Annotated in this window: 25 protein-coding genes and 2 pseudogenes; 15 read left to right on the top strand and 12 right to left on the bottom strand. The window is 36.9% G+C overall.

Annotated features, from left to right (window positions below):
• Positions 1 to 145 precede the first annotated feature (145 nt).
• From H9X96_RS20195 to folE, 3 genes are read right to left on the bottom strand one after another with little or no spacing between them, the layout of a single operon-like run.
• Entirely contained in the window at positions 146 to 799 is a 654-nt protein-coding gene (locus H9X96_RS20195) for a flavin reductase family protein (protein WP_187668013.1), read from the bottom strand.
• A 1-nt stretch (position 800) separates the two neighbouring features.
• Positions 801 to 974 (bottom strand): SDR family oxidoreductase, encoded by a 174-nt coding sequence (locus tag H9X96_RS20190; protein WP_187668012.1) that lies wholly within the window; start codon positions 972 to 974, stop codon positions 801 to 803.
• A gap of 22 nt (positions 975 to 996) precedes the next feature.
• On the bottom strand, positions 997 to 1,668 hold the full coding sequence (folE, locus tag H9X96_RS20185; protein ID WP_187668011.1) for a GTP cyclohydrolase I FolE: 672 nt from the start codon (positions 1,666 to 1,668) through the stop codon (positions 997 to 999).
• A 194-nt stretch (positions 1,669 to 1,862) separates the two neighbouring features.
• Between folE and H9X96_RS20180 the strand changes: the two genes are divergently transcribed.
• Genes H9X96_RS20180 through H9X96_RS20150 form a run of 7 tightly spaced genes read left to right on the top strand, consistent with a single transcriptional unit; the run spans position 1,863 to position 7,072 of the window.
• Entirely contained in the window at positions 1,863 to 2,531 is a 669-nt protein-coding gene (locus H9X96_RS20180; protein WP_187668010.1) for a MarR family winged helix-turn-helix transcriptional regulator, read from the top strand.
• A gap of 9 nt (positions 2,532 to 2,540) precedes the next feature.
• Positions 2,541 to 2,951, top strand: a complete 411-nt coding sequence (gene uraH, locus H9X96_RS20175; protein WP_187668009.1) for a hydroxyisourate hydrolase — start codon at positions 2,541 to 2,543, stop codon at positions 2,949 to 2,951.
• Between the two features lie 33 nt (positions 2,952 to 2,984).
• Positions 2,985 to 4,481 (top strand): NAD(P)/FAD-dependent oxidoreductase, encoded by a 1,497-nt coding sequence (locus H9X96_RS20170; protein ID WP_187668008.1) that lies wholly within the window; start codon positions 2,985 to 2,987, stop codon positions 4,479 to 4,481.
• A complete protein-coding gene (locus H9X96_RS20165; RefSeq protein WP_187668007.1) occupies positions 4,478 to 5,314 on the top strand; it encodes a phytoene/squalene synthase family protein in 837 nt (278 codons plus the stop codon). Before H9X96_RS20170 ends, H9X96_RS20165 begins: the two co-directional genes overlap by 4 nt.
• A gap of 54 nt (positions 5,315 to 5,368) precedes the next feature.
• Positions 5,369 to 5,824 carry a sterol desaturase family protein gene (locus H9X96_RS20160; RefSeq protein WP_187668006.1) on the top strand — a complete coding sequence of 152 codons (456 nt, stop codon included), beginning with the start codon at positions 5,369 to 5,371 and terminating at the stop codon, positions 5,822 to 5,824.
• Positions 5,824 to 6,507, top strand: a complete 684-nt coding sequence (locus H9X96_RS20155; RefSeq protein WP_187668005.1) for a lycopene cyclase domain-containing protein — start codon at positions 5,824 to 5,826, stop codon at positions 6,505 to 6,507. Before H9X96_RS20160 ends, H9X96_RS20155 begins: the two co-directional genes overlap by 1 nt.
• A gap of 4 nt (positions 6,508 to 6,511) precedes the next feature.
• Positions 6,512 to 7,072 (top strand): lipocalin family protein, encoded by a 561-nt coding sequence (locus H9X96_RS20150; RefSeq protein WP_255431181.1) that lies wholly within the window; start codon positions 6,512 to 6,514, stop codon positions 7,070 to 7,072.
• Positions 7,073 to 7,133: 61 nt separating this feature from the next.
• Here the strand turns inward: H9X96_RS20150 and H9X96_RS20145 are convergent, their stop codons facing one another.
• A complete protein-coding gene (locus H9X96_RS20145) occupies positions 7,134 to 9,452 on the bottom strand; it encodes a PAS domain-containing protein (RefSeq protein ID WP_187668004.1) in 2,319 nt (772 codons plus the stop codon).
• 177 nt (positions 9,453 to 9,629) lie between these two features.
• Entirely contained in the window at positions 9,630 to 9,821 is a 192-nt protein-coding gene (locus tag H9X96_RS20140; protein ID WP_187668003.1) for a hypothetical protein, read from the bottom strand.
• A 701-nt stretch (positions 9,822 to 10,522) separates the two neighbouring features.
• Here H9X96_RS20140 and H9X96_RS22985 point away from each other — a divergent pair.
• Positions 10,523 to 10,726 (top strand): hypothetical protein, encoded by a 204-nt coding sequence (locus H9X96_RS22985; RefSeq protein ID WP_255431180.1) that lies wholly within the window; start codon positions 10,523 to 10,525, stop codon positions 10,724 to 10,726.
• Here the strand turns inward: H9X96_RS22985 and mrdA are convergent.
• A complete protein-coding gene (gene mrdA, locus H9X96_RS20130) occupies positions 10,688 to 12,511 on the bottom strand; it encodes a penicillin-binding protein 2 (RefSeq protein WP_187668002.1) in 1,824 nt (607 codons plus the stop codon). The two genes, H9X96_RS22985 and mrdA, sit on opposite strands and share 39 nt — an antisense overlap.
• Positions 12,512 to 12,726: 215 nt before the next feature.
• On the opposite strand from mrdA, the gene H9X96_RS20125 reads away from it, so the two are divergent.
• The 5 genes and pseudogenes from H9X96_RS20125 to H9X96_RS20105 all read left to right on the top strand — a co-directional run.
• A complete protein-coding gene (locus H9X96_RS20125) occupies positions 12,727 to 13,968 on the top strand; it encodes a glycoside hydrolase family 27 protein (protein ID WP_187668001.1) in 1,242 nt (413 codons plus the stop codon).
• Between the two features lie 52 nt (positions 13,969 to 14,020).
• Positions 14,021 to 14,590 (top strand): Crp/Fnr family transcriptional regulator, encoded by a 570-nt coding sequence (locus H9X96_RS20120; protein WP_187668000.1) that lies wholly within the window; start codon positions 14,021 to 14,023, stop codon positions 14,588 to 14,590.
• A 46-nt stretch (positions 14,591 to 14,636) separates the two neighbouring features.
• The gene (locus H9X96_RS20115) at positions 14,637 to 15,203 is read left to right on the top strand and encodes a heme-binding protein (RefSeq protein WP_222943945.1); all 567 of its coding nucleotides are present in this window, start codon (positions 14,637 to 14,639) and stop codon (positions 15,201 to 15,203) included.
• A 30-nt stretch (positions 15,204 to 15,233) separates the two neighbouring features.
• The gene (gene uraH / locus H9X96_RS20110) at positions 15,234 to 15,653 is read left to right on the top strand and encodes a hydroxyisourate hydrolase (protein WP_187667999.1); all 420 of its coding nucleotides are present in this window, start codon (positions 15,234 to 15,236) and stop codon (positions 15,651 to 15,653) included.
• 53 nt (positions 15,654 to 15,706) lie between these two features.
• A pseudogene (locus H9X96_RS20105) lies at positions 15,707 to 16,021 on the top strand (serine hydrolase); the annotation flags it as partial.
• A gap of 109 nt (positions 16,022 to 16,130) precedes the next feature.
• Here the strand turns inward: H9X96_RS20105 and H9X96_RS20100 are convergent.
• The 5 genes and pseudogenes from H9X96_RS20100 to H9X96_RS20080 form a co-directional block, all read right to left on the bottom strand.
• Positions 16,131 to 16,352 (bottom strand): annotated as a pseudogene (locus H9X96_RS20100) (transposase); the annotation flags it as partial.
• A gap of 47 nt (positions 16,353 to 16,399) precedes the next feature.
• Positions 16,400 to 17,496, bottom strand: a protein-coding gene (locus H9X96_RS20095; RefSeq protein ID WP_187667996.1) for an IS3 family transposase whose coding sequence is annotated in 2 segments (ribosomal slippage) — positions 16,400 to 17,244 and positions 17,244 to 17,496 — 1,098 coding nt in all. Because the reading frame shifts where the segments join, the coding sequence is not laid out codon by codon here.
• A 275-nt stretch (positions 17,497 to 17,771) separates the two neighbouring features.
• On the bottom strand, positions 17,772 to 18,356 hold the full coding sequence (locus H9X96_RS20090; protein WP_187667995.1) for a PAS domain-containing protein: 585 nt from the start codon (positions 18,354 to 18,356) through the stop codon (positions 17,772 to 17,774).
• Between the two features lie 242 nt (positions 18,357 to 18,598).
• Entirely contained in the window at positions 18,599 to 19,072 is a 474-nt protein-coding gene (locus H9X96_RS20085) for a cyclophilin-like fold protein (RefSeq protein ID WP_187667994.1), read from the bottom strand.
• A gap of 60 nt (positions 19,073 to 19,132) precedes the next feature.
• Positions 19,133 to 19,765, bottom strand: a complete 633-nt coding sequence (locus H9X96_RS20080; protein ID WP_187667993.1) for a DapH/DapD/GlmU-related protein — start codon at positions 19,763 to 19,765, stop codon at positions 19,133 to 19,135.
• A 272-nt stretch (positions 19,766 to 20,037) separates the two neighbouring features.
• Between H9X96_RS20080 and H9X96_RS20075 the strand changes: the two genes are divergently transcribed.
• The gene (locus tag H9X96_RS20075; RefSeq protein WP_187667992.1) at positions 20,038 to 20,418 is read left to right on the top strand and encodes a hypothetical protein; all 381 of its coding nucleotides are present in this window, start codon (positions 20,038 to 20,040) and stop codon (positions 20,416 to 20,418) included.
• Between the two features lie 390 nt (positions 20,419 to 20,808).
• On the opposite strand, the gene H9X96_RS20070 is transcribed toward H9X96_RS20075, so the two are convergent.
• A complete protein-coding gene (locus H9X96_RS20070) occupies positions 20,809 to 21,678 on the bottom strand; it encodes a universal stress protein (RefSeq protein WP_187667991.1) in 870 nt (289 codons plus the stop codon).
• A gap of 476 nt (positions 21,679 to 22,154) precedes the next feature.
• Between H9X96_RS20070 and H9X96_RS20065 the strand changes: the two genes are divergently transcribed.
• Positions 22,155 to 22,925, top strand: a complete 771-nt coding sequence (locus tag H9X96_RS20065) for an ABC transporter permease (protein WP_187667990.1) — start codon at positions 22,155 to 22,157, stop codon at positions 22,923 to 22,925.
• The last annotated feature ends 2 nt before the right edge of the window (positions 22,926 to 22,927 follow it).

The raw sequence follows: 22,927 nt of genomic DNA, 5'->3' as shown, positions 1-22,927 counted from the left end.
ATTTTGATATAATTTGTGAAAATAATGTTATGTTTATCATCGAGAAAGGGGATTGTTTTTGTGCACCACAAAGGTAACTTTGTGTTAAAACTTCCTCTTTCCCTTTTTTGCGTTTAGGACGCTATTGACATCGGTATCCTTATCCTTACTTTGCATGGATTTTCTTTATTAACTCTTGAGGTTCTATTCCTGGTTTCGCATAGCCTAACCGGCCAACCATCTGTGGAAGAAAATAGTTATCCAAACCGCAAACGGTCATTGTTCCTGCTTTAACATGATCCACATTGCCATCTTCTTCAATCAGGAGGTCATCCGCTAATATTTGAACAATTTCGCCGATCAGTATCGTTGTACCATTCATTTCAACATCGATGATCTCTCTAAGTTCCAGGCCAATGCGAACTGTAGACTCCGCCACAAAAGGTGCCTTAAAACCAGTTACATAATGTTTCTTAAATCCGCATCGATCAAATTCCGACACTCCAGAAGGATAACTTGCACTGGTTTGATGGGCTTGCTTATACCATTGAGGCAATACGTTGTTTAAACTATATTGGCCAGTCAGCTTAATGTTGCTAAGGGTATCGTTATGTTCACGTTCAGGTCTGATCACCATGCCCAAGAGTGGAGGATTTGCACCGAGGTGAAAAGCCGAACTAATCAAGCTCAGATTGGTCACACCATCCTTACTGATCGTACCCAATAAATTGAGTGATTTATAGCCAATTAAACTATTGATCAGACTGATCCTGTAGTGTTTTTCCATCTCAGAAATCTGACTGCTTTTTATTACTATCATCTTAATTCATCTTTAATTTAACCAAACCACCATCTATACCGATGACCTGACCGGTCAGCCAGCTGGATTCATCTGCTAACAGAAAAGCTATTGCTGAACTAATATCTTCCGGCAAACCATAACCATTAACCTGACCAACGAGCGCCCTATACCAGAACTTCCACCGACTACTCATCTGTTTTTGCCCTCAAAATTCATCATCCTATATGTTTTAAAAAATCATTTTTCACATCAACATCCAAGAAACGGCCAGAATACTCAGCTGTTAATGTGCTACTACCGGTATCCCTTATCCCACGGCTGGATACACAATGATGATGCGCGTCAACGATGACTGCCACATCTTCTGTTCCCAAGGATTCTTTTACCATGTTGGCAATCTGCTTGGTGAGTCTTTCCTGTATTTGTGGACGTTGGGAACAATACTGTACGATTCGGTTCAATTTAGATAAACCAATCACTTCCCCATTGCTGAAATAAGCAACATGCGCCTTACCGACAATAGGGACAAAATGGTGTTCGCAATTGCTGTAAACTGCTATATTTCGCTCTAACAGCATCTGATTATAGCTAAATGGATTTTTAAACAAGGTTGCCACCGGCCTATTTTCCGGATTGAGTCCGCTGAATATTTCTTTGACATACATTTTTGCTACCCGTTTGGGCGTGTCCTTTAAACTATCATCTCTCAGGTCAAGACCAAGTGTGTGCATAATAGCAGCAAAATGCGCTTGTATCAATTCTATTTTAGCGTCGTCGTCTAATTCAAATGCGTCAACACGCATTGGTGTGTCATAATCAGGCGCATTAGCTGCTGGTTCAGGCTCAGCTGTTATTTGGATGTTGTGATTATCGTTCATTAAAATCATGGCTTGATATTTTAATATATGGTATATGGAAAACTATTAAAACTTGATGTTGCAAACATAAATGAAATTTAACATTAAAATAATTGAATACTAAAAAACAAAATATGAGTACACAAAAGTATTATTTAGTTTTAAATAATACTATTTTTTTAAAAAATTAGTATATTTGTAAACTAAAATAAATTCATTTCACCATGAACTATCAGCTCATTAAACAAGTCATTGACCTTATTGAAAAATTTGATACCACGGTAGATTTCAAATCTTATCCAAAAGACTTAACTGGCTTCAAACGTTGGATTCAAGATGATGAAAGAGAAACAGAACAACTTTTCAGTGAGCTCGACTGGGAGGGAAAAGAAAATGGGAGAAGTCCTGAGAGCGAGATCAGCACCTTAATTGTCCACCTGAACAGATATGCAAAAACCTACTCAAAATCAGCCATACACAATTCAAAATTCAACACTCAAGAAGAATTCATATATTTAATTCACCTAAAAACTTTTGGATCAACGACAAAAACAGAATTGATTAAAAAGAACCTTCAGGAAAAACCTGTAGGGATGCAAATTATCAACCGACTAATTGGACAGGGCTGGATACAACAGAACGATTCTATGGCAGATAAAAGAAGTAAAATCATTTCGATTACCGGCAAAGGACTGGAAGCCCTAGATGATATTATGGAAAAAATAAGGCAGGCCAGTCAAATTGTGACCGGAAACCTTAGCCCTACTGAAAAAATGCATTTGATTAAAATACTGCAGAAACTGGATCGCTTTCATCTGGCAATATATACTAAAAATATAGCGCCTGCTCAGCTTGTCAATGTCGCATATAATGAATTTTTATTATCAAAATAAATATAAATTATGTTAAAAAAACTCTCCATCTTAATCTTTGTAATTGGCTTTACACTTTCTGGTATTGCTCAAAGTCAAAAATTTCAGCTCTCCAGCCATATACTAGACATTTCCCGGGGAATGCCTGCTGAGGGTGTGCTGATTAAGCTAGAAAAACAAAATGGCCATGAGCAATGGACATTTATCTCAGAACATAAAACTAACAAGGAAGGACGCATTCAAAACTTCCTTCCTTATGGGGGTACACAAAATAAAGGAATTTTTAAACTGACCTATTTTATTGAACCTTATTTTAAAAGCTTAAAACAAAAATCTTTTTATCCCTTCATTGAAGTGGTTTTTGAAATAAAAGATGACCAGCATTATCATGTACCTATCACCTTGAGTCCTTACGGTTATGCTACTTATAGGGGAAACTAAACACCTGAATTTCTCAATACTTAATATACCTCTATGCAAATACCGGAATCGAAAAAAAGTATAGCTATAATTGGTGCCGGAATTTCCGGTCTTTCGGCTGCGGCTTATGCTGCCCAGGCTGGCAATGAAGTGCATGTTTATGAAAAGCATCCTCAACCCGGTGGAAGAGCAAGACAATTCACAACAGAAAATGGATATGCATTTGATATGGGCCCAAGCTGGTATTGGATGGCTGATATTATTGATGATTTCTTCCGCGATTTTGGTTGTCAAGCAAGTGACTTTTATGATCTTGTTTCCCTTAACCCCCAGTTCGAAATGGTGTTTGAGGATGAATTACTTACCGTTCCTGAATCTTACCAGGATTTAAAAGATCTGTTTGAGCAGCTAGAAACGGGAGCCGCTAAAAAACTTGATGCTTTCATGAGCGCTGCAAAGTATAAGTACGAAGTTGGAATGCAGGAGTTTGTAAACAAACCATGCTATAGCTGGATGGAGTTTGCATCTCCTAAAATTGCCATAAGCGCTTTAAAATTAGATCTGCTATCGAATTTCAGGAGCTATGTCAATAAATATTTTTCACACCCCAAACTAAAGACATTAATGGAGTTTCCGGTTATTTTCCTTGGGGCTTCTCCAAAAAATATTCCAGCACTTTATAGTCTAATGAACTATGGAGGTTATGCTTTGGGCACCTGGTATCCAATGGGTGGATTTTACCAAGTGGTCTTGGGGATGAAAAAAATAGCAGAAAAACAAGGTGTCATTTTCCATTTTAATCAAAATGTAGAGCAAATCGTTGCTGAACATGGTGTGGCCAGGGGAATAGTCATAAATGGAGTACTTAAGGAGTTTGATGCCATTATTGCATCTTCGGATTATCACCATACCGAAACACTGTTAAACAGCGAATTGCGTAATTATGACCAAAAGTATTGGAAAAGCCGAACATTTGCTCCCTCTTGTTTGATTTACTATTTAGGATTTAAAGAAAGAATTCCAAATCTTAAACATCACACCTTATTTTTCGAGAATGATCTCGATGAACACATTAAAAGTATCTACGAAGAAAAGAAATGGCCTGAAAAACCATTGTTCTATGCTTGCTGTCCATCCCAAACAGATCCTAATGTGGCCCCCGTAGGACACGAAAATATTTTCCTACTTATGCCACTGGCAACAGGACTTTATGATACGGAAAGCATTCGTGAGCACTATTTTCAGGATATGATTAAACGCTTGGAAAAACATACCGGTGTAAAAGATTTATTAACAAAATTAAATTATAAACGAAGCTATTGCGTGGATGATTTTATCAGCGATTACAATGCTTATGGAGGCAATGCCTATGGCCTGGCCAATACATTATCGCAGACCGCAGTATGGAAACCAAAGATAAAAAACAAGCATTTGTCTAATTTGTTTTATACAGGGCAGCTGACTGTGCCAGGCCCCGGTGTACCCCCATCAATTATCTCTGGTAAAATTGTAGCAAAAGAAATAAATAAGCTTAAACAAAAAAAAGCGTGAAAAAATTATTTGATGAATTGGCTTACAATGTGAGCAAAGCAGTTACGGAAAAATATAGCACCAGTTTCTCTTTGGGAATCCTGGCGCTAAAATCTTCAATTCGTCCTGCCATTTATGCAATATATGGGTATGTACGTCTGGCTGACGAAATCGTAGACAGCTTTCACAATTATGATAAAGCCTGCCTGTTGCAACGTTTTAAAACAGAAACCTGGACTGCCCTGGAAGAAGGGATCTCCCTTAACCCCATTCTACAATCCTTTCAGGATACGGTCAATAATTATGAGATTGACAAAACCCTGATTGAACAGTTCTTATATAGCATGCAAATGGATTTGCAGCAAGTAGATTACAATTCTGATTTGTATAACCAGTACATACTAGGTTCGGCTGAGGTTGTAGGATTAATGTGTTTACAAGTATTTGTAGGGGGTAATAAAGACGCATTTGATCACCTAAAGCCTTATGCCATGAAATTGGGCTCAGCCTTTCAAAAAATAAATTTTCTACGCGATCTGAAAGAAGACTATCATATTTTGGGACGCACTTACTTTCCTAATATTGATATGAAAACATTCAACAACAATATCAAATTAGAAATTGAAAATGAAATTGAAGCAGAATTCAAAGAAGCATTAATTGGGATAAAAAAACTACCTGCTTCTTCCAAATTTGGCGTTTACCTGGCTTATAAGTATTACCTGTCACTGTTTAAAAAAATAAAGAGTACCTCAGCAGAAAAAATCATGCACCAAAGAATACGTATTCCAAACCGGAAAAAGTTTTCTCTGGCAATGAGCAGTTATGTACAATATAAGATGACAATAATATAAAGAATACTTATCGATGATATTGCGCTCGTCATTTAATCCGTTAAAACATTAAACATGAATTACATTATCCTACTGATCACATTTATATTGATGGAAGGTGCCACCTGGTTCATTCACAAGTACATCATGCATGGCCTTTTATGGGTACTTCACCATGACCATCATGACCATAGCACAGAGGGGCCCTATGAGAAAAATGATTACTTCTTTGTGATTTTTGCTTTACCGGCTATTGCCTTGATCTATTTTGGTTCGTTAAATCATTTCAACTACTTGTTTTACATTGGTCTGGCGATTACGCTTTATGGATTAGCCTATTTCTTTGTACATGATATCTTTATTCACCAACGCATTAAATATTTAGCAAACACCCAAAACCCTTACTTACTAGCAATTCGAAGGGCACACAAACAACATCATAAACACTTGGGCAAAGAAAAAGGTGAATGCTTTGGTTTTTTATATGTCCCCATGAAATATTTCAAAATGTATTATAAAAAAGCGAAGTGATGAAACCATATACCTACTTGTTAATCAATTTGCTCAGCATTAGTATTTGTTTTTTTTTTTCTTTTGACCGTAGAATTCAGTTCAACAAGCATTTTCCGGCGTTTATCAAAGCAAGCATTTTAGTTGCTATTCCTTTTATTGCATGGGATGTATGGTTTACCGCTCATCAGATATGGTGGTTCAATACAGAATATACTACAGGATTGATTCTTTTGGGAATACCTATTGAAGAATGGATGTTTTTTATTTGTATTCCATTTTCATGTGTGTTTACCTATTTCTGTCTGGACAAATTCTTCAATCTCGCCTGGCTAAGCGCTTTTAACAACATGATTGTTTTTGTGAGTGTCATTATATGCGCAGTCATAGCCCTATTACATTACGACAAAACCTACACATTTGTAACAGCGATAGTAACAGCAACAGTGCTAATTTATCTGCATTTTAAGGCAAGAGCATCCTGGATCGGTCAGGCATCTTTTGTCTTTAGCATTTTGATGCTTGGATTTTTCCCAGTAAACGGTATTTTGACGGGTACTGGCCTGGAATCTCCAATTGTGAATTACAATCCGAAGAGTTTTTTAAACATTCGGATCTTCAGCATTCCAATAGAAGATGCTGTATATAGTTATACACAGTTTTTACTCAACATCTATTTTTTTAAAATATTTCAAAAACCCTGAACTTATGATGAAAAATAAAATCTCCATTTCAACTATTCATACAATAGCATTAATTCTAATTTTAAGCTCCTGTGCATCAATCCCTAAAAAAGCAAAGCCAATTGCCGATTTTGAGCTAAAACGCTATTTAGGCAACTGGTATGAAATTGCCCGTTTCGACTTTCGTTTTGAAAAAGATCTGGATAACACCATGGCACAATACAATTTAGATAAAAACGGAAATGTAAAAGTACTTAACAGTGGTTATAATTATAAAACAAAGGTATGGAAGTCCGCAAATGGAATTGCTAAATTCAGAAGCGATAAAAACATTGCTGCTTTAAAAGTCAGCTTTTTTGGGCCATTTTATGCGGGTTACAATGTATTAGCGATTGACAATAATTACCAATATGCCTTAGTTGCCGGAAAAAATTTAAACTACCTCTGGATATTATCCCGTAAAAAAAGCATACCAGAGGATGTCAAGACTAATTATGTTAAGATGGCAGGTGAAATAGGATACGACACTTCCAGACTAATTTGGGTGAAACATGATCAAAAGAATCCCTTTATCGATGAGCAGTAAGAAAATGATAATATCCTCATACAGGTAAAGGATGATGGTCAGGGTTTACAAGAAAATAAAATTAATCAACCTGTCGACAATTGCTCTTTTTAATGATATTTTTAATGACTTCATCAAGTTCCTTAGCTGAATCTTCCAAATAAGAAATTATTTGAGAATGTTGATCATGATTTTGGTCAACAGTACTCAGAAAAGGAACCAATCCCAGAATTCTCGCTAAAGGAGCCCTGACTAGGTGTGTTTGAGCCCATGCAATATCCTGAAGCCGAGCATTATGCTGTTCTATAGTATGAATATAATTGACACGCTCAGTGATATCCTGCATTGCACCAATCATTCTGATCACCTCACCGGTATCCCCAAAAATAAAAACCCCACTGTCTAATACAAATTTATAATTACCATCGGCACATTTGAATCTATACTCACATGACCATCGTGACTGCCCTTTCCTTAATGCTGACCTGACCGTAGCATTAACGAGCTGTATATCATCAGGATGAACATGATCATACCACCACTGATACCTTGCTTCTACCCGCTGGTGGCCAAAAATCTCTTTTATCCCCTTATTCCATATCACCTCTTTGGTCATCAGATCATAATCCCAAATAGCATCTCTTGTTGCCTTAAAAACGGCTTCATAACGCGCAAGGTGATGCTTGATCGTTAACTCTTGCTGAGCACGCTGAATATCAGATGCTTTACGCTCACTGACATCTCGAATTACACCAATCATTCGTATAGCCTCACCATTAATATTTCTCAAGATATATCCACTTTCTTCTACAAAAGAAAAAGCACCATTTTCCTTTTTTAGACGATAATCAGCTATCCATCTAACTTCAGAAGTGTTTTTCAAAGCAAAATTTAATTCCTGAACAACCTTCTTGGTTTCATCCGGGTAGACCAATTCTGCCCATCTAGCTATAGGGAAATTTTCTTTAAATTTCCGATATCCAAACATTCTAAAAAAAGCATCGCCCCATTCCACATGATCATTTAGGATATCCCAATCATAGATGGCATCATTGGTGAGTTCATTTACATAATAATATCGTTCATTACTTATTTTTAAAGCATTTTCTATTTTCTTACTTTCTGTTATATCTAAACTAGCCCCAATTAGTTTTATTGGACTACCCTTTTCGCATTCTACTTTAACCCATGACTTAAGATGCCGCATCTGGCCATCTGGTCTAATCATCCTTTGCTCAAATTCGGTATCTCCTTTTACAGCGATTACAGCCTGGATCTTATTATAGACAATTTCTTTATCTTCAGGATGGAGGAATTCTTGGTATGCTTCGAAAGTATGCTTGATTAGCTTACCATAAATACTAAACATAGCGTCAGACCAGGTAACCTCATTTTTTTTAATATCCCAGGACCAGGTACAAAAGTTTGCCAGCTTTTGAGTTTGATCCATAATTAGTGCTGTCTCTTTAAGTCTATCAATACGCTCTCTATTTTCGAAAATCATCTTCAAAAAGCCCATTACTCGGTCAATAACATATAATTCTTCTTCACTTGGCTCCTGAACAATACTGTAATAAACAAAAAAAATGGCCCTAAGCTTTCCATCTGATTTGACAATTGGCTGTGACCTGTATGCTCGAAGATTTTGAAATAACAGTGGGCTGCTTCGGTCTTTTCTTTTAGAAGAATAATGATCAACCAATTCGTTTTGTTCAAGTATTTCTACTTTTTCGGATGAGCCCAGCTCCTTACAAACTCCATTACCTCCAAATTTCTCAGCAAATGATTGAGGTAACGAAGGAGATACCCAACGATACGAAGGTGCATTTTCCAACTCCTTAAGAGCACAATATAACTCGGGAAATAGCGATTCGATTCCCTTAAGGTAAGTATACAATACCTCCTCAATTAATACGTCTGATTTTGAATTTAGCTCAAGGACATTTTTCTCGAGGGATTCAAGCTCGTTGAATCGTTTACTTCTATCTTGAATTTCTTTTAAATTAGTTATATCTTCTGAACTTAGCACAATAAAATCAACCTCCCCGTTTATATCTAACAAGGGGTAAGTTGTAATTTTCCAACACCTATTAATTGATTTTTGATCCATAAGCGAAGGAAGACTATACAGATGCTCATTAATCTGGTAAGACTCTTTAAACTTCAAAACATGTTTAAAAGCATATTTTAGATTTTCAGTTCCCGGAGCCATAGGATCAGTATGATTAGGAAAGGCTTCAAAAAAACCTTTTCCAATAAGTACACTAGGCTCCACATTTACAATTTTCAGCAAGGCAGCATTCAACATTGCAATAGTGAATCGCGGTGCATCTGTTTTCAAAATAATACTAGGTGTCGGAATACAGTTGTAAATAGAGGTTATGGCATCAATTGTTATCATATTCGTTTGTTAAAAAAGAATTTATCCTAAAACAGGTTTATTATATGTGGAATTACAACAACAAGATCCCAGCACAGAATGTAATATTTACGGTTATACCAAGTTTCAATATGTTCAAAAACGACACGTTCCGCTTTCACTTGGTCAGTAAACTTGGCTGATATACACATTTGGCTTTTAGTGTCTTAAAGAAGTCCTCTGCCACTGCGTTGTCCAAGCACTGACCTTATTTAGGATGAGTTCCTGGTTAATCCCTAGTCCTGATTGTGCCATCATAAATGCGGGGATTACTGTATCATTTATTTTCCCTTTTTGCTTAATACCTAAGCCAATGATTTTTCCATCCCCCAGATCGATCACCGTTGTCATACAGCAATCAATATTTTTGGCTTAAAGTCTGTAGTAACCAAAAATTTCTTCTTCACAATGCTTCTCAGCTTTGCTTTTCCCATGATTCTGTCTAATGGGAGGCTGACGATCTATTTGTAAAGTACAGCTCTACTTACTTTAGGAGAAAATACCGACAGCCTTTTTTAGAACATTGTTCAGCTGTGCTAAGTATAACTTTCTCTTTTCCAGGAAAAATACTCGCTTGTTTGCTGCCAAATTCCGTCTCCCCAGGATACAACAACGCTGAACTAATATTTATTTCTTTGGCCAGCCCACTCAGATCTGTCCGGGTATCATTCCATTCAACGCTCATCAGCTTGAAGCCTTAACTTGCTGTCTACTCAAAGGTAGCAGCACCATTAGTTTTTTATACGAACTTCAGCGAACATAAGCACTAGCATTAAATAATGCAAATCTATTATCGAGTCAACATAAATTAATAGGGAACAATGAACGGACAGTCACTTAATAATTCCTTTTTACTTTAAGAATGTAATCGTAAAATTTGATTCTGCATCACAATATTCTTCTTCAATGTATCCCGATTTTAAGTGCATACTAGATAAAGTCATCTTAAACCAGTTATCCATTGCCAGAAAGTTTGCACTAGTTAGCATCATTTAAGTGCAGCTCACTCCTGATTCCGCCACTTTACAAATCTCCATAAAGGAAACTGAACGATGAAACCCGGAAGAGAAATATTCTATGAAATCATGAAGAATCAGCGTATACTCAACACCTTTGTCGTTTCCGGAAAAATAGACAGCAAAGCCATAGCAGCAGCTATCAAAAAAGGAAATGGAAAAGCGAAGCTGACTACTGTAGAAGGTGTTTTTTACAGCAACTTAAGAATCAGGCAACAAATTGCCATTTATAATCCTTGACTGAATAGAAGCTTGAATAGATATACTATCCTTTAAATATTTCTCAACGATCATACTTCCAATAGGCGCAGCCCAAACACTTCCATATCCCGCATTTTCTACAAAAACTGCAATTGCAATTTTGGGATTCTTTCTTGGGGCAAAAGCTAAAAATGCAGCATGATTTTTCCCATGTGAATTTTGAACCGTTCCTGTTTTACCACACATTTCAATGCCATTAATTCGTGCTGAGTAGGCAGTACCACCATGATTATTAACGGCAAGGCTCATCCCTTGGATAACAGGTTCGAAGTATTCAGAATTGACATCAACTGAAATTCGCTCCTTAAATTTAGGATTACTCAAATCTTCTGTACCGATACCTTTAATCAAATGAGGTCTGTAATAAAATCCTCTATTGGCAACAATAGCCATGATATTAGCCATTTGCATAGTGGTTATTCCCAACTCTCCTTGTCCAATTGAAAGAGACATATTGTAGGACGAAGTCCAGTTATTGCTTCCAAATCGTTTAGTATAGAATGCTGAAGAAGGTAGCGAACCTGGTTTTTCATATTGCAGATCTACCCCCAGCGCCTTACCTATTCCAAATTTCATAATAGAAGATCTCCATTTTTCATAAGCATCCACAGCACCACTAGCTTGATTGTCAATCATTCCTGAATAAATATAACCGAAATAGGTATTGCAAGAAGTTTGAATAGATTGAGAAAGATTTATTGGTCCATGCACATGTGTACAACCCATAAACCCCGTTTTACCATAACGATATCCACCCTGGCAATTAAAAACTGTATGTTCATTGATTAAACCGGCTTGTTGTGCTACCAAAGCACTCACTACTTTAAACACCGAACCAGGAGGATACTGCGCCTGGATAGGTCTAATGAATAAAGGATGATTGGAATTATTCAATAACTCCATATAACTATTTCCCTTTTCCAGTCCTGACATTAAGTTAGGATCATAAGATGGGCTGCTTACAAAAGCTAAAACTTCACCAGTACTGGGTTCAATAGCCACTATGCTACCAATTTTATTACTCATGAATTTCTCTGCGAGTTTTTGAATCCCTTGGTCAAGGGAAGAAACCAAATCCTGTCCAGCCTTTGAGACGGTATCAAATTCACCGTCTTTAAATTCACCTTTGGGTCGGTTAAATGCATCCACCATTATATTTTTAACCCCAGGTTTCCCCCTGAGCTGTTCTTCATAAAAACGTTCTACCCCGCTCACACCTATAAAATCTCCAGAACGATAAAAGCGATCATCATAATGAATATCGCGTTCGGTAACCTGGTTTACATATCCCAAAAATTGAGCTGCAACGCTATCAGGATAAACACGAATTGTTCTTCTTTCGGCCAAAAACCCATTAAACTGATGGAGTTGTTCTTGTAAACTGCTATAAGCTTCTAATGTGATTTCCTTTTTAAAAATTGAGGCTTTATAAGGAGAAAATTTCCTTGCCTTATTCACCTGATGCTCAAATTGCTCGAAATTAATATTTAATAAACGACAGAACTTAGCCGTGTCAATATTTTTGATTTTAGAGGGAATAACCATAATATCGTAAACAGGCTTGTTCCTAACCATAATTTGTCCCCCTCTATATCTTATATTCCCTCTATTGGGATAAAGAACCGTTTTACGCAACACATTTTCTGTTGCCGCTTTATAGTAAGAATCATCGATGAGCTGTATAAACAGCAACCTAAAAAAAATAACAAGTACACACACCACCATAACCCCCTGAATTACGGATTTTCTGGAATAATTATTCATTAAACTTTAAATTTTAAAAAAGACTCACCATTAAATGACCTTAATAATATACTTTAATCACGAAGATTGATTTATTATTCCTAAAAAATGAATTTCTATTCATGAAGTTACCAAAGTGCAGTGTTTTTAATCAATTTTGATGAACATATTACCTATTTAAATATCATAAACTTTAGATTAATACTTACCTTGCTGTTTTATACCCTACTAAATTTATGCAGGCAACATTAACAAAACAAGGAATATTACTTATACTATTGAGCATTTTTAATTTATTCAGCACCTCATCTTCAGCCCAGGAAAATATTTCAACTCGAAAAACCCCTATGATGGGATGGTCTAGTTGGAATAACTTCAGGGTCGCTATTGATGAAAATATCATTAAGGCCCAATCAGATAAAATGGTTTCAACCGGGCTAAAAGATGCAGGCTACAATTTTATAAATATTGATGATGGCTTTTTCGCAGGCAGAGATGCTAAAGGTAACCTATTAACCCACCCTAAGCGCTTCCCCTCAGGAATGAAGGTACTAGCAGATTACATTCATAGCAAAGGGCTGAAGGCAGGCATCTATTCGGACGCCGGAATAAACACCTGTGCGTCGATCTGGGATAAAGACACTGTAGGAGTAGGTTCAGGATTGTATGGGCATGATGAGCAAGATTTAAATCTAATGCTCAGAACATGGGGATATGATTTTATAAAAATAGACTGGTGTGGAGGAGAAAAACTTGGTTTAAATGATGAAATGAGGTATACTCAATTATCTAATCGCATCAAATCAATCAACAGTAATGTTTTGTTTAACATTTGCCGTTGGCAGTTCCCTGGTAAATGGGCGGTAGAAATTGCTGATTCCTGGCGCATTTCTGGAGACATTAGCAATGACTTTAACTCCATCCTGCATATCATTGATAAAAATGCTGACCTATGGAAATTTAGTTCTCCTGGTCATATAAATGACATGGACATGCTGCAGGTAGGACGGGGTATGAGTGAGGAAGAAGATCGATCGCATTTCACCATGTGGAGTGTCATGAATTCTCCCCTGCTTCTTGGAAATGACCTTAGAACCATATCTAACAAAACATTAGCGTTAGTCAGCAATAAAGAAATTATCGCATTGAACCAAGATAAATTAGGTTACCAGGCACGTAGATTAAAAAAAAATGATAAACTGGAAGTGTGGGCAAAGCCGCTGATTTCGACAATGAGCGGAGAGGTAGCGGTGGTTTTATTTAACAGATCTGATAGGAAACAAGAAATCACATTTGAGTTGGATAGTATAGGCATTGATGCAGATAAATCATATAAAATAAGAGATTTATGGAAGCACCAGGAGACAGGCTTGATGGGCTCAAAATCGCAACACTTTGAAGTACCGCCCCATGGTGTTATTGCACTTAAGGTTATGGGCAAATCGATACCATTTAATGTCTTCCAAAAGGATATATAAACAAGTGATTTAATATTTAACCTAGATATTTTGATCCTTTAAAATATGAGATATGTTTAAACTATTAGCGGATTACATCAAACAGGCAGGAGAAATAGATGAGCATACGCTAGCATTTATCTTGAGTAAGTTCAAGCTGATAAAAACAAGAAGAAACCAAATACTCCTTGATTACCATGAGGTATGTAAAAACCATTATTTTGTAAACAAGGGTTGTATCAGGGTTTTCACAATAAATAAAACTGGATTGGAAACCACACGTTTTTTTGCTTTTGAGGGTGGCTTTGGAACCGCCCTGCCAAGTCTAATTGATCAGCAACCAGCATTTGAATATTTACAAACCATTGAAAAATCTGAATTATTAACCATTACAAGAACAGATTTTTATTCTTTGGTGGATCAAATACCACAATTTGCAAAGGTTTACCGTCATATATTAGAGTTGGGTTTTATTACCGCTCAAAAAAGAATTTATGGTTTCCAAGGTTTTGATGCAATAGAAAAGGTGAAATGGATCAACAACCAATATCCTAAATTCCTTTCAAGAATATCTAACAAAATGGCAGCCTCTTACCTTGGTCTATCTCCCTCAACTTTAAGCCGAATAAAACATAAGCTTTGAAAACGTTGACTTAGGGCAACGTTTTAATAAAGTCGCTACTATATCTTTGGAAAAAAAAGATGCAATGAAACAGTATTTAAAACTAATCCTATTTTTACCATTATTATCTTTTGGGCAGTCTGGAGAAAATAAAGCCAAGCTAAAAGACCATAGCGCTAACCCAGCTTTGACATTATCTGATTCTTTTTTTATTCAAACAGAACAACTTACATTGAAAGCAGCCACTGAGCTCAGTATTTTAGTCAGGCAAAAAGCGCTGGAGCTAAACAAGCAAGTCTGCATTGCAATAGTTGATTCAAGTGGACAGATCATAATTTTAAGCCGTGGAGATGGTGTAGGTCCACATAATACAGAAGCAGCAAGAAGAAAAGCATTCAGCTCACTTTCAACTAAAACTTCCACGCTGAGCCTGGCAAGAAATGCAAAATTGACCGCTTCGACAGAAAATTTAGCTCATCTACCTGAACTGCTGTTACTCGGAGGAGGAGTGCCACTTTATCATCATGATAAAATAATTGGAGCAGTTGGTGTAGCAGGTGGAGGCAGTCCAGAAAATGATGATCAAATTGCCAGGGCTGCACAGCTTTTAGAAGCTGACCTAATCGCAAAATAACATTTCTAACCACAATTTAACTCAAAGATTATGACAATGCATTTAAAAAAAATTATTTTATCGCTAATTCTAGGTTTGGCAACTAGTTTCGCCAACGCACAGGTTCCAACATACCAATTATCAAGTCATATACTGGATGTTTCTACAGGCCTACCAGCGCCCGGTGTACCTGTAAAACTTGAAAAACTTAATGACCAAAATAAACAATGGACGTTAATAGACCAAAAAAGCACTGATGAAAATGGAAGAATCAAAGATTTTTTGAACCAAAATAAATCAGAAAAAGGAGTATTCAAGCTTACTTTTCTAGTTGCTGATTACTTTAAACAAAAAAACACACTATCCTTTTACCCTTTTATCGAAGTTGTGTTTGAAATTAAGGATGATAAGCACTATCATGTTCCAATCACATTATCTCCTTATGGCTATTCCACCTATAGAGGTAACTAAACAGTCTATATCTCTAATTATCCTTACTTTTGACGATAGTCAAATAAATTATCATGAATAAAATCACAAGGAATCTAACGAATTCTTCTTTACAAAGCTGTACAAAAACAGCTTTTTTTAGTAGCTTAATCTTTTTTTTGAGTTTTAATACTTTAAAAGGTCAAACTATAAAAACTTTTGTAGATGAATTAGCTAAACCTTTAATGGTTGAAAATGAAATTCTAGGAATAAGCATTTGTATAACAGTCAACGGTAAACATTCCTTTTACAACTATGGAGTATTATCTAAAGATACAGAAGCAAAAGTAACAAATAAGACTTTATTTGAATTGGGCTCAATCAGTAAAACTTTCACAGCTTCTTTAGCCTCCTTATCACAAATAGAAGTGTAACCCTCCCTTTTTTCGAACCGGTCTGCTAACGAGAATCCAAATTTATAATAACTGTTGTTATTAATCCAACTTTTTTCTAGTTGGATTAATGACAACATGCCGCCCGCAGGGCTTTATACTCCATCGGAGTTTTACCGTTAAGTGCCTCATGTGGCCTGGAGTAGTTATAATCCTGCATCCATTCTTCGCCTAATATTTGTACCTGCATCATATCCTCAAATAAATAGGCATCTAATATATTTTCTCTGAAGGTTCTGTTAAAGCGTTCGATGTACCCATTTTGCATCGGCCGTCCTGGTTGTATATACTGGACTTTGACCTCCCCCCAATTTTAAGACACGCTAAATTCGAAAATCAGGGCGTTAACTGTTTTTTTTTCCACATCTCCTGAGGCGTTAAACCTCCTAAGGAACTATGTGGTCTAAAGGTATTATATTCTGCTCTCCATGCTTCGATTTTTTCTATAGCATCTTCCATTGACAAGAACCAGTTGGTGTTTAGGCATTCATCACGGAAGCTTCCATTAAAAGACTCAATATATGCATTATCTGTGGGTTTCCCCGGGCGGGAGAAATCAAGTATGACCTGATTTTCATATGCCCATTTATCCAATACTTTGGATATAAATTCACTTCCGTTATCTACTCTAATTTTTTTTGGAATGGCATTGCATTCTTCTTTTAACCTTTCCAATACAGTTACCACCTGTTCCCCTTTTATACCTTGCTCTGGGTAAATATCAAGGCAAAATCTTGTATAATTATCCACTATAGTTAAGGACCTGAATTTCCTGCCGTCAAACAGCTGATCGGACACAAAGTCCATACTCCAGCACTCATGTAAATGCGAGGGCGGTACGCGTTCTAAGCGATGCGCACCGGCTCGGTTTCTTCTTGGTCTTTTACTACGCAGGTTTAATCCTTCCAGCTTATAAAGCCTGTAAACTCTGTTATAACTATCTTTAAAGCCTTCCCGACGAAGCAATGTAAAGATTCTTTCACTGCCATATCTGACCCGAGTTTCCACAATCTCCTTCATACGCATTCTGATTACCTTGTCATCACGACCTATCTTTTTATAATACCACATCGAGCGGCAAAACTTAGTGACCGCACAAGCCCTGTGCACAGAAACTTTGTAACTGACTACTAAAGCTTCGGCCAGCCCCTTCAACTGGGCTGGCCTTAAAGCTTTTTTTTAAGTACATCTTGTAGCATATGTTTGTCCAGACTTAAATCTGCTACGAGTTGTTTGAGTTTGGCATTCTCATTCTCTAGCTGTCGTAGACGTCTGAGTTCAGTGACACCCAGACCACCGAATTTCTTCTTCCAGTTGTAATAGGTCGCCTGGTGAATACCCATTTTGCGACAAACCTCCTCTACAGAAACTCCCGTTTCTGCCTGTTGCAGTGCAAATGCAATCTGCGCTTCTGTAAACTTGCTCTTTTTCATCTCAATTACTGTATGTTTAAGTTAAGTAATTGCCCCGATTTTTTCGACTTTTCAGCGGTCTGGTTTTTCGGGGGGAGGTCAACCGCCTATAAGCTCCTATCCTATATAGAAAAAACACTATAGCACATGCTACATTTACAAGCAAATAGAAGCTACCAGAACTAGACAATTTGCGGCTAAAGTCCTTGATTGAGGTCTTGGATAGCTCCATTAGCCGAGCTGGATTGTATATTTAAACGTCGTTCCTGAATGAGCTTTTTAACTGAGAGTTTTCTTTAGGTACCTGCAGATTCATTCCTATGAATTTCTTTAACAACTATGTCAAGATCTGCAGCACTTTGAACAATCATTTTTGCAGCGTGTTTAACATCTATCAGGTCTGTAGCCTCTTGTATTAATTTCCCAAGCCCCAACAGATTTGCAACATATCGGCGAATTGAATGAGAATGACTGATCTTAATCTCGTGGAGCTTTCCACTAACTTTCATAAATTCAGTGATATCATGACCAATACAAAATATCCCTATAGGTAAATCATGGTCATTGAACATTGCCTTATATTCCCATTTTGTAATAATAAAACCACCGTTACCATCATGCTTACGTAAGATTGCAGGAAAAACTGATTCTCTATACATAAATGCTTTTTCTGAAACTGTTTGACAAATTTGTTGATCATCTTCGTGCATAGTTATAGCATAATGCTTGCCTACAAGATCACCATGAATAGTTTGAAAAGCTTCGGTGTAATGCCTATTAACATAACTGTAATTAGAATCCATATCTACTGCTATAAGATAATATGTTCTTGAATCACCTAACAGTTCTTTAATTGCATGAAAATGTTCTATACTATTCATAACTCAAAAATACATAGAAAAGGTAGCTTATTAATTAAGTTCATACCGGATTAATTTTACATAATGCAAAATGGAAAGCCAAGCATCGCTTACGCAAAAAATAATTCTATATTTTCAAAATCTGGCAAATTTTATTTTAACAAGTTTAATGCTTCTTCCTATGGCTTTAAGAAGTTCCCGATGATCTATTATAGTTGCCTCAAGCTACTAAGAGATTAAAACTTATAAAAATGATTGCTATATCAATTTAATTCAAACGCTACCCCGACCTCTCTTGCCCCCAATGCCTCTGCAAATCCTAAAATATGATCTATACGTCCAATCCTTGTATAGCTGTATGAGGTAGAAAAACTTTTATAGAAAAGTACCAATGTCCGTGAACCATAAAGCATCAGATCCCCGTTCTGTATAGTTCCTGGATTAGCCGAGTTTGTGGGAAGACTCTTCGAAAGATCAAAATACTTCTCGTTACCGTTTAACTCTGCCAAATTGATGGTCATCGGCAACATATTCATAAAGGCTTTCGCAGAACTGTTATCCGACAAGGTAGCTATAAAGGTTTTCGAACCCACTTGTACTTTGATCTTGTTGGTTACCATATGATTGTTTTTATCTATTGTATTAGGATTGATGGTATTATCTTTTTTGTCACATGAGGATGTCCTGCCCCCAATCATCAACATCAAAAGAGCACTGACTAAAAATGAATGCTTCATATCTCCCATTTTAAATGCACTTTGAAAAATGAATCCAATTTATCAAAAGGAATCAGATCCTTACAGGCCAGCCCTAGCACCATCAGGGCAAAAGCTAGTCTGAATTGATTTAATGATTTTTGCAGGGATGCCTCCCACAACCACATTATCAGGAACATCTTTTGAAACTACTGCACCAGCCGCAACTACCGCATGTTCGCCGATTGTTACCCCAGGCAAGATGGTGACTCCCGCTCCAATCCATGCATTTCTTTTAATCAGAATTGGTCTTGTAATCAAAGCCCGCCTGTCATTTGGTTCTAAAGGGTGGTTCTCAGTGACTAGATTCACCCTCGGGCCGATCAGCACTTCATCTTCAATCGCTATACCGCCCATATCAAGAAACGAGCAGGCATGATTGATAAAAACATTCTTACCAATTTTCACAAACCTGCCAAAGTTGGTATAAAACGGGGGAAAAATGGTCGTACTCTCATCAATAGCTACCCCAGTGATTTCAGTTAAGTATTGACGTACCTGATCGGTATCAGTTGAATTATTGAGCCGCTGAGATAGTTTTATCGTCCTGTGAACAACTTCGCTGATCTTAAAATACTCGGGGTCGTTCAGACGTATAGGCTCACCAGCCCTCAATCTTTCAAAGATATCTGATGTTTTATGTTCGATTACAATTTCTTCTATCACATTTTCCATAAAGCAAAATTAACTAGAAAGCCCCATGGCGACGTTACTGTGTGGCTCAATTTACTTTACTGAGCAGCTCATTTTTGTTTATAATTTAGATTCCCGTTGGAGGAAATCCGTATTGCTTTTTAAACGCGGTGGAAAAACGAGAAGGATGAAATGGTCAGAAATTCCGGAATCTCCACATCAATTGCCGAACTGACCCCTATCATGTAAAACACTGATAGCCATCAATGTTTTAACAATTTATTAGCGGAACCTTTGTATATAAATCTAAAATTATGACTACGACAATAGAAGACAATGCATTGAGCGCAGAATTACAGGAATTATTCCTGATCGCAAAACAATGGTCAACTGATCTACAATTCATTAATGAGGAATCAGTGATTCTGAAAAACCTAATTCATAATCCACTGGAACCTGAAGTTAACAAGAAACAAGCGCTCCTATTCAGTCCCTTAGAACAACAGTTAGTAAAACTAAAACTCCAGGTTATTCACTTGCAAAAAAGACTAGCGCCTTTAACTTATGGACCAATAAAGGAAATTAAGTTAAGTTTAATTGAAGAACACCAGCTACTTAAGAGCGAGATGGAAGAAATATTACTGACTTTTCATGCCACTAAAAATGAACTGCTAGGCCATATTCCAAACACATGAGCCCAGATTTCAGCCTAACTCACATTAATACTATGAAAACCACTGAAGATTTAAAGACTAAAAAAACAATTCTTGTACTTACTGATTTTACAAAAAACGCATTAAATGCAGCAGATTAAGCGTTGTTTTTAGCCTCCCAGTTAAATGCAAACTACTGTTATTTCACTCTTACTACACTTCGGTATCAGAATTGGACTCTTTAAAAATCACCGGTTATGCATCATTGGCTCAGAATAGTCAATCAAACCTGGAAAAAGAGATGAATCGTTTGAACCACCTGATCAGTAGGCTGCAGTAATAAAAATGTCCGGGCAGTTAAATTAGAGATCATCGTTCTGCCGGAAATGAATTCCGACAGAGATAATGAAATAAAAAGATATTTCTAAAGAACTAATACTTTGGCTTGTTACCTTCAGGTAGAACAAGTAGCGGAACGGTAATTCTTGCTGCCATTTTTTTGGTTAAACTACCTCTTAAAACAACATCCAAAAAATCATGTGGACGATGCGTCATAACTAATAAATCAATATCATCATCTTCCAGGAACAAATTCAAGCCATTTTGTAGGTCTTCATTTTCGACAGATTTGTAGAAAATATTTGGATAATTCGCTTTATGAATTATGCCTTTCAGCAGCTCTTTTACTAAAGAATGATGGCCTGCACTTTTAGGAAGTTCAACGTGTACATGAGTTGCCAAAATATCTGAAGCAAATACATTTGCTAGCGATACCAGGTGATATACGTCCTGAGCATCTTGCTGGGGATATTCAAAATTTGTAGCAAAAGCTATTTTTCCGAAATCACGGAATGTTGTATGAGGCGGTATAAGAAGCAGTGGACAGCTTGTTGCATTTATCATATTTCTACAATTATTGTCAAACAAAAAATGGGCAACTCCTTTTCTGTGGGTACCCATTACCACCATATCGGCAGGGCAAGTATTGATTACATTCTCCACCACATCTGCAAGCCTACCTGTTTGATTCATGCTACTAACCTGTGGGTGAAAACCTGAGGTATGATCTGTATGCTCAAAATGTTTCTTTAACTTTTTGAGCTGCTCATCACTATCGTCCATAACGCCATCATATCCATTTAATGGCCAATCTATCTCTCCAACTTCAGAAAGCTGTTCTGGAATGGTAATGGCATTGCAGAGAATGACATTGGCATGTAAGGCCTTGGCAAGATTATAGCCATATTCAGCCGCATGATTTCCATCGGTTGAAAAATCGGTTAATAAAAGTAGTGTCTTCATAATTGCTGGAATGTGGATGTTGACTTCATTATCAACAAATCTGCTTATTAATATACTTTAAAGGGATGATCCGTATCATGAATGAAACTGACATTCATCAATAGTAGAATTACAAGTTGACTAGAGCTATCTCTGTTTCGTTAAAATACAAGACATTGATTTTCAGAAAAAACAAGAAGTGAAATCTCAAAATCGCGAATACATCAATAAACCCATTTTTGGCAATTCAATTTAAACTACGATTGATGTCCTTATCCTCAGTATGGCGGTAAAATATAATATGATTGAAGATAAGATCTTCTTGTTTAATAGTTTCCACTACAATTTTATGAAGGGCCATACCAGCTAATCCTACAAAAATGCAGAGTAGATTCTAGCTGCTCAATGACCCGAATCACCAGGCATGATGATGAAGATCATTTGGTTGACGATTGCCGTCATGGCTAGACATTTCCACATCCTTTACCTTTATAAATATGTCATTAGTCATTCGCTTCAAAAATTTTCTGGATGAAACCGGGAATATAGCACGTTTCACAGGACGCTTCTTTTCGGTCGGAATAAAACCCAGATATGAGCATAAGGAATTTTTTAATCAATGTTATATCATTGGCTACCGTTCATTACCCCTAGTCGGGCTCACTGCCTTTATTATGGGGCTGGTCCTTACGATGCAATTAAGGCCATCCCTAGTGGATTATGGCGTTGAATCCCAGTTACCAGTTATGGTTGGTTTAGCAATTGTTAGGGAAATTGGGCCGGTCATTACGGCTTTGATTTTTGCCGGCAAGATTGGTAGTAGTATTGGTGCTGAGCTCGGTTCAATGAAAGTGACCGAGCAGATTGACGCCATGACAGTGAGTGGGATTAAACCTTTTAAATACCTGGTTGCTACACGGGTTTTAGCTACCACATTAATGCTGCCATTGCTGACCATACTTGGGGATGCCATTTCTTTGTTCGGTGCATATCTGGGCGTAAATATTAGATCGGTAACCAGTTTTGACCTGTTCTTTCTACAGGTTTTTAAAAGCCTGGATTTTAGTGATGTGTTACCAGCTATTACTAAAACTTTATTTTTTGGTTTTGCAGTAGGTATTGTCGGCTGCTATAAAGGTTTTAATTCAACTAAGGGTACACAAGGAGTTGGAATTTCAGCTAATTCAGCGGTAGTTTTATCATCTGTATTAATTTTTATAATTGACTTACTAGCTGTTCAAATCACCGAATTATTAGGGCTTAATTAATC

It is taken from the genome of Pedobacter sp. N36a (assembly GCF_014472395.1).
Classification (GTDB): domain Bacteria; phylum Bacteroidota; class Bacteroidia; order Sphingobacteriales; family Sphingobacteriaceae; genus Pedobacter.
The sequence above is the reverse complement of the archived record's forward strand: the minus strand, read 5'-3'. Positions and strand labels throughout refer to the sequence as shown.

What these genes read in the sequence shown, in the direction of transcription:
- H9X96_RS20195 (WP_187668013.1), bottom strand. Translation starts at nt 799, where the DNA reads ATGATAGTAATAAAAAGCAGTCAGATTTCTGAGATGGAAAAACACTAC.
- H9X96_RS20190 (WP_187668012.1), bottom strand. Translation starts at nt 974, where the DNA reads ATGAGTAGTCGGTGGAAGTTCTGGTATAGGGCGCTCGTTGGTCAGGTT.
- folE (WP_187668011.1), bottom strand. Translation starts at nt 1,668, where the DNA reads ATGATTTTAATGAACGATAATCACAACATCCAAATAACAGCTGAGCCT.
- H9X96_RS20180 (WP_187668010.1), top strand. Translation starts at nt 1,863, where the DNA reads ATGAACTATCAGCTCATTAAACAAGTCATTGACCTTATTGAAAAATTT.
- uraH (WP_187668009.1), top strand. Translation starts at nt 2,541, where the DNA reads ATGTTAAAAAAACTCTCCATCTTAATCTTTGTAATTGGCTTTACACTT.
- H9X96_RS20170 (WP_187668008.1), top strand. Translation starts at nt 2,985, where the DNA reads ATGCAAATACCGGAATCGAAAAAAAGTATAGCTATAATTGGTGCCGGA.
- H9X96_RS20160 (WP_187668006.1), top strand. Translation starts at nt 5,369, where the DNA reads ATGAATTACATTATCCTACTGATCACATTTATATTGATGGAAGGTGCC.
- H9X96_RS20155 (WP_187668005.1), top strand. Translation starts at nt 5,824, where the DNA reads ATGAAACCATATACCTACTTGTTAATCAATTTGCTCAGCATTAGTATT.
- H9X96_RS20150 (WP_255431181.1), top strand. Translation starts at nt 6,512, where the DNA reads ATGATGAAAAATAAAATCTCCATTTCAACTATTCATACAATAGCATTA.
- H9X96_RS20145 (WP_187668004.1), bottom strand. Translation starts at nt 9,452, where the DNA reads ATGATAACAATTGATGCCATAACCTCTATTTACAACTGTATTCCGACA.
- H9X96_RS20140 (WP_187668003.1), bottom strand. Translation starts at nt 9,821, where the DNA reads ATGACAACGGTGATCGATCTGGGGGATGGAAAAATCATTGGCTTAGGT.
- H9X96_RS22985 (WP_255431180.1), top strand. Translation starts at nt 10,523, where the DNA reads ATGAAACCCGGAAGAGAAATATTCTATGAAATCATGAAGAATCAGCGT.
- mrdA (WP_187668002.1), bottom strand. Translation starts at nt 12,511, where the DNA reads ATGAATAATTATTCCAGAAAATCCGTAATTCAGGGGGTTATGGTGGTG.
- H9X96_RS20125 (WP_187668001.1), top strand. Translation starts at nt 12,727, where the DNA reads ATGCAGGCAACATTAACAAAACAAGGAATATTACTTATACTATTGAGC.
- H9X96_RS20120 (WP_187668000.1), top strand. Translation starts at nt 14,021, where the DNA reads ATGTTTAAACTATTAGCGGATTACATCAAACAGGCAGGAGAAATAGAT.
- uraH (WP_187667999.1), top strand. Translation starts at nt 15,234, where the DNA reads ATGACAATGCATTTAAAAAAAATTATTTTATCGCTAATTCTAGGTTTG.
- H9X96_RS20090 (WP_187667995.1), bottom strand. Translation starts at nt 18,356, where the DNA reads ATGAATAGTATAGAACATTTTCATGCAATTAAAGAACTGTTAGGTGAT.
- H9X96_RS20085 (WP_187667994.1), bottom strand. Translation starts at nt 19,072, where the DNA reads ATGAAGCATTCATTTTTAGTCAGTGCTCTTTTGATGTTGATGATTGGG.
- H9X96_RS20080 (WP_187667993.1), bottom strand. Translation starts at nt 19,765, where the DNA reads ATGGAAAATGTGATAGAAGAAATTGTAATCGAACATAAAACATCAGAT.
- H9X96_RS20075 (WP_187667992.1), top strand. Translation starts at nt 20,038, where the DNA reads ATGACTACGACAATAGAAGACAATGCATTGAGCGCAGAATTACAGGAA.
- H9X96_RS20070 (WP_187667991.1), bottom strand. Translation starts at nt 21,678, where the DNA reads ATGAAGACACTACTTTTATTAACCGATTTTTCAACCGATGGAAATCAT.
- H9X96_RS20065 (WP_187667990.1), top strand. Translation starts at nt 22,155, where the DNA reads ATGTCATTAGTCATTCGCTTCAAAAATTTTCTGGATGAAACCGGGAAT.